Origin of the sequence: Staphylococcus sp. FSL W8-0305, assembly GCF_037966415.1 — a bacterium.
GTDB classification, from domain to species: Bacteria; Bacillota; Bacilli; order Staphylococcales; family Staphylococcaceae; genus Staphylococcus; species Staphylococcus aureus.
This window is the reverse complement of the sequence record NZ_CP150198.1, coordinates 2,604,518-2,618,502: the sequence shown is the minus strand read 5'-3', so window position 1 is coordinate 2,618,502 and position 13,985 is coordinate 2,604,518. Positions and strand designations below refer to the sequence as shown.

The 13,985-nt window shown below is 34.4% G+C and carries 5 protein-coding genes and 1 pseudogene; 3 read left to right on the top strand and 3 right to left on the bottom strand.

Annotation, left to right across the window (positions count from 1 at the left end):
• The first annotated feature begins 34 nt into the window (after window positions 1-34).
• From NST10_RS12760 to NST10_RS12750, 3 genes are read left to right on the top strand one after another with little or no spacing between them, the layout of a single operon-like run.
• Window positions 35-2,167, top strand: coding sequence for a BglG family transcription antiterminator (locus NST10_RS12760; RefSeq protein WP_000927367.1), 2,133 nt, complete (start codon window positions 35-37; stop codon window positions 2,165-2,167).
• A gap of 11 nt (window positions 2,168-2,178) precedes the next feature.
• A complete protein-coding gene (locus tag NST10_RS12755) occupies window positions 2,179-2,613 on the top strand; it encodes a PTS sugar transporter subunit IIA (RefSeq protein ID WP_339210187.1) in 435 nt (144 codons plus the stop codon).
• Window positions 2,613-3,719 (top strand): mannitol-1-phosphate 5-dehydrogenase, encoded by a 1,107-nt coding sequence (locus NST10_RS12750; RefSeq protein ID WP_339210184.1) that lies wholly within the window; start codon window positions 2,613-2,615, stop codon window positions 3,717-3,719. Before NST10_RS12755 ends, NST10_RS12750 begins: the two co-directional genes overlap by 1 nt.
• 318 nt (window positions 3,720-4,037) lie before the next feature.
• Here the strand turns inward: NST10_RS12750 and fmtB are convergent.
• The 3 genes and pseudogenes from fmtB to NST10_RS12735 form a co-directional block, all read right to left on the bottom strand.
• Window positions 4,038-11,387: pseudogene (fmtB, locus tag NST10_RS12745) on the bottom strand (LPXTG-anchored DUF1542 repeat protein FmtB).
• 282 nt (window positions 11,388-11,669) lie between these two features.
• Complete coding sequence (glmM, locus tag NST10_RS12740; RefSeq protein ID WP_000521495.1) at window positions 11,670-13,025, bottom strand: phosphoglucosamine mutase; 1,356 nt, start codon at window positions 13,023-13,025, stop codon at window positions 11,670-11,672.
• A 26-nt stretch (window positions 13,026-13,051) separates the two neighbouring features.
• Window positions 13,052-13,984: a CdaR family protein gene (locus tag NST10_RS12735; protein ID WP_000894028.1), complete on the bottom strand. Its 933-nt coding sequence runs from the start codon at window positions 13,982-13,984 to the stop codon at window positions 13,052-13,054.
• Window position 13,985: the final 1 nt, after the last annotated feature.

Sequence of the window (13,985 nt, the reverse complement as noted above, 5' to 3'; positions counted from 1 at the left end):
TAATTAAATAAATTAAAAAATGGAGGATACCGCCATGTTATTGAGTACACGTGAAAAAGAAATGATAGCCCTATTGATTAAGTACCACGGTCAATATATCACTATACACGACATTGCTCAGCAACTTGCGGTGTCCTCTCGTACTATTCACCGTGAATTAAAAGGTGTTGAAGCATATTTAACTTCATTTTCATTAACTTTAGAACGCGCAAACAAAAAAGGGCTACGCATTACTGGCGCAGATTCTGATTTAAACGATTTGAAGCAATCGATTGCACAACATCAAACCATTGACTTATCTGTTGAAGAGCAGAAAGTAATTATTATATACGCTTTGATACAAGCCAAGGAGCCAGTTAAACAATATAGTTTAGCGCAAGAAATTGGCGTTTCTGTCCAGACTTTAGCAAAGATGTTAGATGATTTAGAGCTCGATTTAAATAAGTACCAACTATCTTTATCTCGAAAGCGTGGCGAAGGTATTTACTTGGTAGGTACTGAATCAAAGAAACGTGAATTTTTAAGTCAATTAATGGTGAATAACTTAAATAGTACTAGCGTTTATTCAGTAATTGAAAATCATTTTGTCTTTCATTCATTAAATCAAATCCACAAAGACTTTGTTGACTTAGAGCGTATTTTTAATGTTGAAAGACTATTAATGGACTACCTAAGTGCCTTACCCTACCAACTTACCGAATCAAGTTATTTAACTTTAACTGTCCATATCGTGCTATCCATTTCACGTATAAAAAATGGAGAGTATGTCGCATTAAACGATGATATTTATGATTCTGTACAAAACACATTTGAACACAAAGTAGCAAGCGAACTTGCTGATAAACTTGGTCAAATATATGACGTCACGTTTAATCTGGCAGAAATTGCTTTCATTACTATCCATTTACGTGGTGCTAAACGAAAAAATCTTAATGATACATCATTAAATAATCGTTGTGAAGAAAACAAAATTAAAGCGTTTGTTAAAAAAGTAGAAATGATTTCAGGTATGACATTTGCAGATTTGGATACTTTAGTAGATGGACTGACGCTACACCTTAATCCTGCAATCAATCGTTTGCAAGCTAATATCGAGACCTATAATCCGTTAACAGACATGATTAAGTTCAAATATCCAAGACTGTTTGAAAATGTAAGATTAGCTTTAAATGATTGTTGGCCTGATTTGATTTTTCCAGAGAGTGAAATTGCTTTTATAGTTTTACACTTTGGTGGCTCGATTAAAAACCAAGGTAATCGATTTTTAAACATATTAGTCGTTTGCAGCAGTGGTATGGGAACTAGCCGTCTATTATCAACTCGTCTAGAACAAGTTTTTAGTGAGATTGAGCGTATTACACAAGCATCAGTCAGCGATTTGAAGTCACTAGATTTAAGTCAATATGATGGCATTATTTCTACTGTGAATTTAGACATAGACTCCCCCTATTTAACGGTAAACCCATTATTACCAGATAGTGATATCAGTTATGTCGCACAGTTTTTAAATACAAAGTCTACGTTCCAAGAGACGCGCGATAAATCATCAAACATGATTGATAAGGATGATGTTCATATTGAAACGAAAGATATTGATGGCAACACATCTTTTGAAAATGAACAAACTTCATACTTAACTTCAGTTTTCGAAAAACATTTAAGTGACGAAAAATCAGAACAATTAATGCATCATATGCGTTCGGGTTTAACTTTGCTTGATTCAGTGAAAATAGTTAGTACCGAAGTTAAACAGTGGCAAACATATATCGCAGATTATCTATATCAATGCGATGTAATAAACGATCCAACGTCATTCGCTGAACTACTAGAGCAACGATTGATTGACAATCCAGGATGGATATTAAGTCCATATCCTGTTGCAATACCACACCTAAGAGACAATATGATTAAACACCCTATGATTCTAATCACAGTTTTAGAAGAACCGTTAACATTGCCTAGTATTCAAAATGACAATCAAACAATTAAATATATGATTTCCATGTTTATTCCTGACAATGATTTTATGGCATCACTGATAAGTGACTTGTCCGAATTTTTAAGTTTGAAATTAGAATCTATTGATACTTTTATGGAAAATCCACAGGAACTTGAAACATTATTAAGAAACAAATTTTTAGAACGAATTAAAAAACAATTTATTTAGGAGTGTACAAAATGAGCGAATTATTTAGTAATGACAATATCTTTTTAAATGTAAATGTTAACAGCCAAAATGAAGCAATTGAAAAAGCAGGTAAAGCCTTAGTTGATAGTGGTGCTGTAACAGATGCTTATATTCAAGCAATGAAAGATCGTGAGCAAGTCGTATCAACATTTATGGGAAATGGCTTAGCAATTCCTCATGGCACAGATGAAGCTAAAACAAATGTGATTCACTCAGGTTTAACATTATTACAAATCCCTGAAGGCATTGACTGGGATGGCGAAGTAGTTAAAGTTGTCGTGGGAATCGCTGGTAAAGATGGCGAACATTTAGACTTGTTATCTAAAATTGCAATTACATTTAGCGAAGAAGGAAATGTAGACCGTATCGTTCAAGCAAAATCTGCAGAAGAAATTAAACAAGTTTTCGAGGAGGCAGATGCATAATGAAAGCAGTTCATTTTGGTGCTGGTAATATAGGTCGTGGATTTATTGGATATATTCTAGCAGATAACAATGTAAAAGTAACATTTGCAGATGTAAATGAAGAAATCATTAATGCATTAGCTACTGGACATCAATATGATGTTATTTTAGCTGATGAGTCTAAAACAACAACACGTGTAAATAATGTTGCAGCGATTAACTCAATGCAACCTTCTGAAGAATTGAAACAAGCAATTTTAGAAGCAGATATTATTACAACAGCTGTTGGTGTTAATATACTACCTATTATTGCTAAATCTTTTGCGCCTTTCTTAAAAGAAAAAACAAACCATGTTAATATTGTTGCTTGTGAGAATGCTATTATGGCAACTGATACATTGAAAAAAGCGGTACTTGATATTACTGGACCTCTTGGTAACAATATTCATTTTGCTAACTCAGCAGTTGATAGAATTGTACCATTACAAAAGAATGAAAATATATTAGACGTTATGGTTGAGCCATTTTATGAATGGGTTGTTGAAAAAGATGCATGGTATGGTCCAGAACTAAACCATATTAAATATGTTGATGATTTAACACCATATATTGAGCGTAAATTATTAACTGTGAATACAGGACATGCATATTTAGCGTATGCTGGAAAATTTGCTGGTAAAGCTACAGTTTTAGACGCTGTAAAAGATAGTTCAATTGAAGCTGGCTTACGCCGTGTTTTAGCTGAAACAAGTCAATATATTACTAATGAATTTGATTTTACTGAAGCGGAACAAGCTGGTTATGTTGAAAAAATAATAGACCGTTTCAACGATTCTTATTTATCTGATGAAGTAACACGTGTCGGACGAGGTACGTTACGTAAAATTGGCCCTAAAGATAGAATTATAAAACCATTAGCATATCTTTATAATAAAGATTTAGAACGCACTGGTTTATTAAATACAGCTGCATTGTTATTGAAGTATGATGATACAGCAGACCAAGAAACTGTTGAGAAAAATAATTACATTAAAGAACACGGTTTAAAAGCGTTCTTAAGCGAATATGCTAAAGTTGACGATGGCTTAGCCGATGAAATAATTGAAGCTTACAATTCACTTTCATAATTTATTGAGCTTTGTTTGAAACTATAATTTTCCAACGTTATTCGTTAACAATCAGTAATAATGTAGTAGTTCCGTTGAATTAACAATATTACATTTCTGAACATAAAAAATACTCCCTTCAACATAGACACTTAACTTGTGTTATGTATGAAAGGAGTATTTTTGCGTTAATAATTTGTTTTATTTTCGAGCCACAGCCACCTATTCAATGGCTATTGGTCATTACTAAAACAAATTCATATTAACTGTTAGACTTGGTTACTTAGTAAGGAATATTTCCCTATGAAATAACTAGATGTTCACATTCTTAAATAAATTTTATTCTTCAGTTTGTTGGTCTTTCTTAGTGAATCTTCTAATTAAGAATGCCATACCTGCACCTAGAGCTAATTCAACATATGGTAAATCGTCATTATGTGACATACCAGTATCTGGTAAAGTTTTAGCTTGTTGTTTTGCTTTATTTTCTTTACCTTGTTGCGCTGATGTTGCCTTAGCTTGGTGTTTGTCAGTGTTAGTTACTTTAAGCATATCTTGATTAGCACTATTGCTTCCATTTGAAACTGTAGCTGGAGATGCATTGGCACCGTCGTTTTGCGTAGCTTTATTGTTTACATCTGCAGTTGCACCAATTGCTGCTTGATTATCTTTTTTATCTGATGTTGCCATGTCAGCCTTTTGACTATCCTCAGTCGAAGTCGCTTTATCTTTTGCTTCTGACGGTTTAGATGTTGATGGTTTATTCGATACATCAGTATCAACGTTGCCTTCAGATTTATCTGCTTCGTTAGATGCAACGTTAGTTTCAGACTTAAGTTGTCCAGCATCTGTTTGATTTGTCGTACTTTCTTTTTTATCTTTCTCTGTATTAGAAGGTACTTTTGGTTCTGTAATGTCTGCTGAAGGCAATGTTTCAGTTGTTGATTCAACCATACTTTGATTTGTTGAATCTCTACCATCTTTTTCATCCTTAGCTTTATTTTCAGATTTTGGTTGTGCAACCTTGCCATTAGTTGATTGAGATTCAGCACTATTATTTACTTCAGCATTTTGTTTTGAATCATTTACAGATGCATTATCTTTGCTATCAGCAGATGATGCTGCACCTGTGCTCGCATTTGTTGTTGGAACCGTTGCTGTTGATCCTGTTGGTGCGTTCTCGTTTGTTGCAGTTGTACTATTGTTATTTCTTGCGCTTTCTGCTGGCGTTGCATTATCTGTTTCTGTTGCAGATTTATCAGTTGTGCCGTTATTAGTTGATTCTACTTCTGATTTATCACTTGTACCATTACCCGTTGCCGAATTGTCTGTTGATGTTGCTGTTGTTCCACCAGTTGCCGCATCATTATGATTATTTGTCGTTGTTGAAGACGTATCTGCATTGGCATTATCTGTTGACTCAGTTACATTAGGTTGTCCAGTATTTTCTGGTGTTGCATTAGCATTTGGATCCTTCTGAGGTACAATCGCTTCAATTGCAGGTATCGTTACATTTTGTAATTCATCAACTTCTGTATTTGTTTGCGTTTTATCTAATTTATCAGCAAATCTGTCAAAATATCTACCTAAATCTGTACGTGCAATTTCTTTCGCCGATGCATCTGCATCTGCATTTTCAATTATTTCTATTTGCTTGTTAACCACTTCTCTAATTGCTTCCAAAGCATTTTTCTTAACTACTGGATTAATACGTTGTGCTTTAAGTTGTTCAAGCGCACTATTTTTGACAGTAGCGATTTCTGCATTTGTAGTTTGATCAGAAATATCTTCAGTTGCTTTTGATAAAATGTCTTCTAATGCATTCGTAAACGCTTCTTTTTCTTCAGTTGTAGCATCAGCGTCGACATTTACTCCTGCTTCAATCTGGTGTGCAGTTTCTAATTCTTCGATAGCTTTTTGTTTTTCTGTTGAGTCAATTTGAATGTTATCAAACGCCTCAAGTCCTTGAGCTTTCGCTTTTTCAACTTCAGCAGTTGTTGTTGCATCAGTAATACCTTGTTTAGCTTGATCTGTAATTTGTTTAATCGTTGCTAATGCAGCCGTTTTTTCTTCAGCAGTTAACTGGTCACTTTGGTCTATAGACTCTTTCGTTTCCTGTGCTTTAGCATCAATCGCTTGGTTTGCTTTAGGTTTAACAGTAGCATCTACTTGAACTGCATCAATTGTCGCTTTACCTTGTGTTAATGCATCATCAACATCACTATTATCCACACCATTATTAATGCTTTCTAATGCAGTTTGAACATTTTGGTCAACTTGCTTAATTGCTTGTTGTTTTTCATCTTGTGTTGCATTAGTGTCAGCTAAAATATTATTTTTCTTCTGATCTGCATAGGCATATAAATCTGTTGTAGCCGATTCTTTTTTACCGGTTGGAATTGTGTAATCGTTAATATTATCTAAGTCATTATGAATTTGAACTTCAATGTCATCTTTAGAAGTAGCTTGATTAACATTTTGATCCGCTGTTTGTTTTAATTCAGCAAGTTTTTGTTTCGCTTCAGCAATTTCACTTGAAGTCGATGCGTTAGAGTTATCCGCTTCGTTCACTTTAGCGTTATATGCATCTGCAATTTTAGCTAAAGCATCTTTTTTGTACTCACTAAATGTTTTAACTGCATTAATTTTAGCTTTCCCTTCTTTAACCGCATTATCAACATATTCATTTGTTGATGATTGATCAATATTTGTTTTCGCTTGATTTAACGCTGCATCAACTTCTTGTTTTGCATCATTAATTTCTTGTTGTGACGCATTTGGTGTTTGTTCAATTTGTGTTTTCTTATCAGCTGCAGCTTGATCTAATTCTGTTTTACCTGCTGGTTTCTTAACAGGATTTGCATGAAGTTGTTGAACTTTTTGTACTGCTGTATCTTTAGCAGTAGTTACATCACCTGTAGTAGTTGCTGCATTAATATTATTTAAACCTTCTTCATATGCTGCTCTAACTGGTTCTATATCTTTTCCTTTTTCTTCATTTGTAGTCGTATTATCATTAAGGATTTCAGTTATTTTATTTTGCATTTCATTTAGCAATTCCGCTCTTGCATTCGTTTTAACATCTGTTGATGCTTGAATTGGGTCAATTGCTTGAATTGCATTATCTTTTGCAGTGTTTACATCATCGATTGACTTTGCATTTTCAATATTTTGATTACCTTGCGTTAATTGTGCATCTACTTGTTGATTTGCTTGTTCTTTTTCTTCAGTAGTCGCATCTGCAGTTTGTGCAATAAGTGCTTTTTGTTCCTTTGCTTTTGTTGCTAATTCATCTTTAGCTACATCTTTAATTGTCGTATCAGCAGTAATACCTTGAATGTCAGCAACTGCTTGATCTTTAATTTGTGTAACATCGTTAGTCGTTTGCGCATTTAAAATATCTTGATATGCTTTTTCTTTAGCTTTAGAAACTAAATCTTTTGCTGCATTTTTCTCTTCAGTCGTTGCACCTGTAGTATTATCAATTGCTTGATTTTGAGTTGTCACAGCTTGATCTACTTCATTTTTCGCATTCGATTTAACTGCTGTTGCTGGTTGTGTACTTTGAATCGAATTTTTACCTGCATCTTTAGCAGTGTCTACACCATTATTGTCAGTTGCAGCTGTAATGTTATTTTTCGCGTCTGTAACTGCTGTTGCTAGTTGTTGAATCGCCGCTTCTTTTTCTTCATTTGTTGCGTTTTGATCGTTATTAATAACCGCTGTTTGTGCTGCTTGTAATTGATCGATCTCATCTTTCGCTGCTTGTTTCTTCATAACTTTTGGTGTTACAGCGTTAATTGCCGCTTCTGCATTAGTTTTTGCCTCATCTACTTCTGCATTTGTTGTAGCTGCTGTGATGGCTTGATTTGCTTTAGCATTTTCAGTATTAGCTTCAGTTTCTGCTGCTTGTTTCTCTTCATCTGTTGCATCTGGCGTAGCTTGAATTGCTTGTAACTTGTTATTTAATATTGTAGTGATTTCATTACGTGCTGTAGCTTTTTTATTAACAGTTGGTGTCACTTGATCAATACTAGCTTCACCTGTTGTCTTCGCTTGATCAACTTCATTTTGACTATTAGCAGTCTCAATGTGGTTGTTTGCTTCTGTTACTGCATTATCTACGTTCGCATTAGCCGCTGCAATTTCTTCTGCTGTAATCTCTTGCGTTTGAGCAATGGCTGCTTTACGTTCATTCGCTTTCGTAGCAATGGCTTGTTTCGCATCATCTTTCGTTGTTGTCGCTGGTTGAATTGCTTCAATTTTAGCAATTTCTGCATTCTTAGCCGCTTCAACTTCTGCATTTGAATGTGCACCATCTATTGCTGTATCAGCTGTCGTTTTTTCTGTTTGAACTTGTTGTTTCGCTGCTGTTTTCTCTTCTGTTGTTGCACCGTTATTAGCATCAATTGCTGTTTCTTGCGCTTGTACTTTATCTGCAATTGCTTGTTTCGCTTGAGGTTTAACATTTGCATCAGGTGTAATGGCTGCGATTGTAGCTTCATTTGTAGTTTTTGCATTATCCACATCATTGTTTGCTGCGGCATTATCAATATCAGCGTTTGCATTAACTACTGCTTGATCCACTTTATCTTTCGCTGCTTGTTGTTCTTCAGTAGTCGAATCATTCATTGCTTCGATTGCAGTTTTACGTTCACTTGCTTTTTGAGCGATTTCTGCTTTAGCATCCGATTTCTTAGTAGTGGCAGCTTGAACTTGATTAATTGCAGCAATACCATTGTCTTTAGCTGTCGTTACAGCACTGTTTGTATTTGCAGCATCAAGATTCGTTCTTGCCTCTTGTTTTTTTGCATCTAATTGCGTATATGCCGCTTCTTTTTCTTCTGTTGTTGAAGTGTTACTATTTTGGATTTCTTGTTTACGTGTATTATATGCGTTGTCTACTTCTCTATCCGCTGCAGGTTTAACTCTAGCTTGTGTTTGAATGGCATTGATTTTATCTAATACTTTTGCTTTAGTATCAGCCACTTCCTGTTTTGATTTAACAACTTGGATGTCATGTAAACCTTCTGTTTGAGCTGCATCTACTGCTGCATCAGCTTCTGCTACTTCTTCATCAGTTGCATTTGAAACTGTAGCATTTTGAGCTTTTCTAGCTGTAGCAGCTTGTTTAACTTCATTATAGGCATCCATTTTTGTTTGCGTAGAGTCCGTAATATTCTCAATTTTGAATATTTCTTCGTTTTTAACTCTATCTAAATCTTGTGCAGTCGTTGTCGCTTCAATTGCTTTAACACCTGAAACTTTAGCTGCATTAATACGTTCAATCGCTTCCGCTACCTCTTCATTTGTTGTATCAGGATTTAAAGGTGCTTGATCAATTTGTGCTTGAACAACTTCGTCAAATTCTTCAAGAGCTGCTGCTTTAGCTGTTGTAGCAGGTGCAGTTTGATTAATATCATTGATCGCTTTTGTTTTAATGGCTTCTACTTGTGCATTTGTTGTTGCTGCATCAATATCTTTAATTGCCTTTGTTTCAATTTTACCAATTTTATCATTTGCTACATCTTTTTCATCTTGTAATGATGCATTTGACTTTTTAATTTGTTGTTTACGAGTTGTAACTGCTTGGATAATATCTTGTTTCGCTTGAGGTTTAACTGTTGGTGTAATCACATCTTGTTCCAACACTGCGATACCATTATCTTTTTCAGTTGTGACACCTTGTGCTGTTGTTTGTTTATTAATTTCTGCGATTGCATTATTTTTATCATTGTTAATTTTAGTCACAAGCGCTGCAACTTCATCTTGCGTAACTTTTTTACTTTGTTGTGCTGCTGTAACCTTTTCTTGAGCTTTAGCATCTAATTCAGAAATTGCTGCTTGATTATCAATTAATGCAGCTTGTAATTTAGTTACTAAACCATCAATATCCGCTTGAGATGCACGATTTGCAGTTTCAACATGATTCGCATCTTCATTTAAAATAGTGTCTGCTTGTTGTTTAAGTTTATTGTATTCTGCAATTGATGCTGTTGTGTAATGACTATCATCAACTTGTGAGTTAACTTGTTGTTGCAACGCATCTTTGTTCATTTCAACTGCTACTGAAAATGGATCTGCAGTTAGTGTAACTTCTGGTTGCGCATTATTAATTACAACATCTGAAGCAGTACGATATGTTAATTTTTCATTAAAATCAATATTTTTAGGTGTATCAATATTCGCAACATTAACTTTATATGATAATTTTAAAGATTTATCTGGGAATAACACTTCTTTCGTATGTGTACCACGTGCTGTTGTCACACCTTGGCTTGTAAATGTAACTTTATTTGCATTTTGATCATAATTGACAGTCATATTTTTCAATACTGTACTGTCTTCATTACCATTAGGGAATGTTGTAGTTAATGAATCATTAACGTAAGTTACACCTTGTGGTAATGTTACTTCATATTTAAATTGATCTGCTTTCAATGAAGCACCAAAATTACCATTGTTACCGATTTCAGTATTAATAGTATATTCTTTATTGTTAGTTGCTTTCGGTGCTAAATCTCTATTTTTGACATATAAATGTGATCCTGAGAATAGACCTACATTATCAATGAATGAATAGTATTTATAACCATCTTTATTTGTTGTAATTCTTGAAGCATCAGCAACTGCTGTATTGTCAGGAATAAATTCTAAATCTAAACGATCAGCATCTGTTGGTACTTTAAATAAGTGTGCAGTACCAGTCTTAGCTACATTTACAGTTGCTAATTCAGTATTTTTCTTAGCATCTTTAATAACTAAATTTGTTGCACCTTGCTTACTATTCGTTTGCATAGTAGTAAAGTTGATAATTAATTCTGAATCTGGTTTTACATTAACAGTTTTTGAAATACCGTTAAAGTTACCGTGATCTGTAGAATCATTTGCATTCACACGACCTAATGCAGCTACATTCCCTCTAGCTTGGTAGTTTTGAGGGTTATTCTTATCAAACATATCGCTTCGTCTTAATTCTGAGTTAACGAAACCAATCTTACCGTTGTTAATTAATGAATAACCATTTACTTTATCTGTAACAGTTACAGTTGGATCCTGTCTATTCTCATCTGTTGATATGGCAGGATCATCAAACGTTAATGTTGTATTAATACTGCCTTCACCAGTATTGCTAGCATTTGGATCTTGAGTTTGTGCGTTTGCTGCTACAGGTGCTGCTGGTTGTGCTGCTGGTTGCGCTGCTGCTGGAGCATTCGCTGGCTGTGTTTGATTTGCCGGTGTTGTATTATTATTAGGTGTTGCTTGGTTATTTCCTTGACCTGCTTGGTTGGCAGGTGCTGCTTGATTTCCAGGTTGTGCTTGTGCAGCGTTATTCGGATCAGCTTGATTACCTTGTCCAGCTGGTTGTGCTGTACCTGCTGCCGGTTGTGCTGCGCCTCCTGCTGGATTAGCCTGTCCACCTTGGTTTGCTGGTTGTGCTGCTGGTTGTCCTTGGTTGGCAGGTGCAGCTGGCTGTGCTGTAGGATTAGCTTGAGCACCAGCATTTGCGTTAGGCTGTGCATTGGCATCAGCTGGTTGTGCTGGTTGATTTTGTGCAGGCTGATTTTACTCTGCTGCAGACGCTGTTGTCGGGTTAATAGATATAAATGTAACAGTGGCAATTAAAGCTGAAAAAATACCGACATTAAATTTTCTAATACTAAATTTTTGTTGTCTGAATAAATTCATTAAGTCATCCTCCTGGTTGATTATTCTCGCTGTTAAATGATGTCACTTAATCAACTTTTAAGATAAACAGTTTGCTTCCATCTTATAAAAGGTAGAGCAACTCTATCTAATTAAAATTAATTTTATCATAATTATATATTGCTTACCAGTGAATTTTATATTACATATTGATTACTTTGTTTTTATGTATTCTTTATTATTTTGACTTTACGAAATAATATTCTTGCTTTAGTCAAATTAAAAAACCGATGCATAAGCATCGGTTTGATTTATATCTTGAAATTATTTATCTAATCCCATTTTATCTTGAACCACATCAGCTATTTGTTGTGCAAATCTTTCAGCATCTTCATCAGTTGCTGCTTCAACCATGACACGAACTAATGGTTCTGTTCCAGAAGGTCTTACTAAAATTCGACCTTCTCCATTCATTTCTACTTCTACTTTAGTCATAACTTCTTTAACGTCAACATTTTCTTCAACACGATATTTATCTGTTACGCGTACGTTAATTAATGATTGTGGATATTTTTTCATTTGTCCAGCTAATTCACTTAGTGATTTACCAGTCATTTTTATTACAGAAGCTAATTGAATACCAGTTAATAAACCATCACCAGTTGTATTGTAATCCATCATAACGATATGTCCAGATTGTTCTCCACCCAAGTTATAATTACCGCGACGCATTTCTTCTACTACATATCTGTCGCCAACTTTAGTTTTATTAGATTTAATTCCTTCTTGTTCAAGCGCTTTGTAAAAACCTAAGTTACTCATAACAGTAGAAACAATCATGTCATTATTCAATTCTTGATTTTTATGCATTTCTTGACCAATAATAAACATAATTTGGTCACCGTCAACGATTTGACCATTCTCATCTACTGCTATGATTCTGTCTCCATCGCCGTCAAATGCTAACCCAAAATCACTTTCAGTTTCAACAACTTTTTCTGCTAATTTTTCAGGATGTGTAGAGCCACATTTCTCATTGATATTATATCCATCAGGACTACATCCAATTGTTTCAGTATCTGCCTCTAAATCACCAAATAAGAATGGCGCTAGTGATGATGTTGAACCATTTGCACCATCTAAAACAATTTTCAAACCTTCAAAGTTAACATCTACTGTTGATTTTAAATAACTCAAATATTTTTGTGCCCCTTCAAAGTAATCTGAATAATGTACAATATCATTGCCAACTGGTCTTGGTAATTCTGGGTTTTCTTGATCCAATAATGCTTCAATTTCATTTTCTTGTTCATCTGATAGTTTAAAACCATCTGATCCAAAGAATTTAATACCATTATCCGCAACTGGATTATGAGAGGCTGATATCATTACACCTAACTCTGCACCCATATCGCGTGTTAAATATGCAACACCTGGTGTTGAAATAATACCTAATCGCATCACTTCTGCACCAATTGAAATCAAACCAGCTATTAATGCTGATTCTAACATTTCACCTGAAACTCTAGTATCGCGACCTACAAGTACACGTGGGTGTTTTTCACCTTTATTATGTGCTAGAACATAGCCACCATATCTTCCTAATTTAAATGCCAATTCAGGTGTTAGTTCTTGGTTTGCGACACCTCTTACTCCGTCTGTACCAAAATATTTTCCCATTGTTTACTCTCCTTTAATTTAGCTATTTATTTTACGTTTATATAAGCCTTCGTTTCACTTGGTTCTGCTTTAGAGACATGTTCTGGTAAATTGATTTTTACAGTCTTTTCAGTTGATTCTGAAATACCATCTAAATCTACTTCTGCATCAACTTCGCTTATATTTTGCAAGTCATCTCGACTACCGAAGATTTCAATTTCTTTATCTTCTAAGTCAATCGAACTTAATTCTTTATCATCTGCTAAACTACCTTTCTGTTTAACATTTACTTTAACCTTTTTGCTAAAAGGCTCTACTTTAACTTGTAAATTCACTTCATTAGGTTGAATCGATACATTTAATTTATTCAGTTTTTTATCAAAAGCCGTTACTTCCGCGATATCTTTTGTGTCACCATTAATCTTTTTATTAGTTTTAAAAGTGGCTTTTAAATAAGCGATATCATTCAATTGTTCTTCTCCACCTGTTATTTTAACTGTTTGTGGTGAAACTTCTTGCTTTGTAATTTTATAAAGTGGATCAATATCACTTTGACTAACATCAGGTTGAACTGTCATCTTTTTAGTTACTTTGTTTTCAAGCGTAATATTTGCCAATTTAGGTTTTACAGAATAATGAATGTCATCAGCTAACCCTTTAACTTGATACTTCTCTTGATACTTTCCAGCTTTAGCATTTGATAAATCAATCACTACTCTTAAATCTTCTGGATTTTCAATTTTTATTATCTTTGATTGTGGTCCTGAAATAGTCACATTAACTGTTTCAGGCGCTTTTGTTAAATGCAAATCTTTAGTGTTATAAAGAATTTCAACGGGTACATCTTGAATCGTTTTACTAGACTTTTGACCAAGATTACCAGTGTTAAAGATATTTCCAAAAACATTGTTAACAGATAAAAAGAAAAACAATGCCAAAAGAAAGGCAATAAATCTTAAGCCCCATTTACTTTCTAGCATA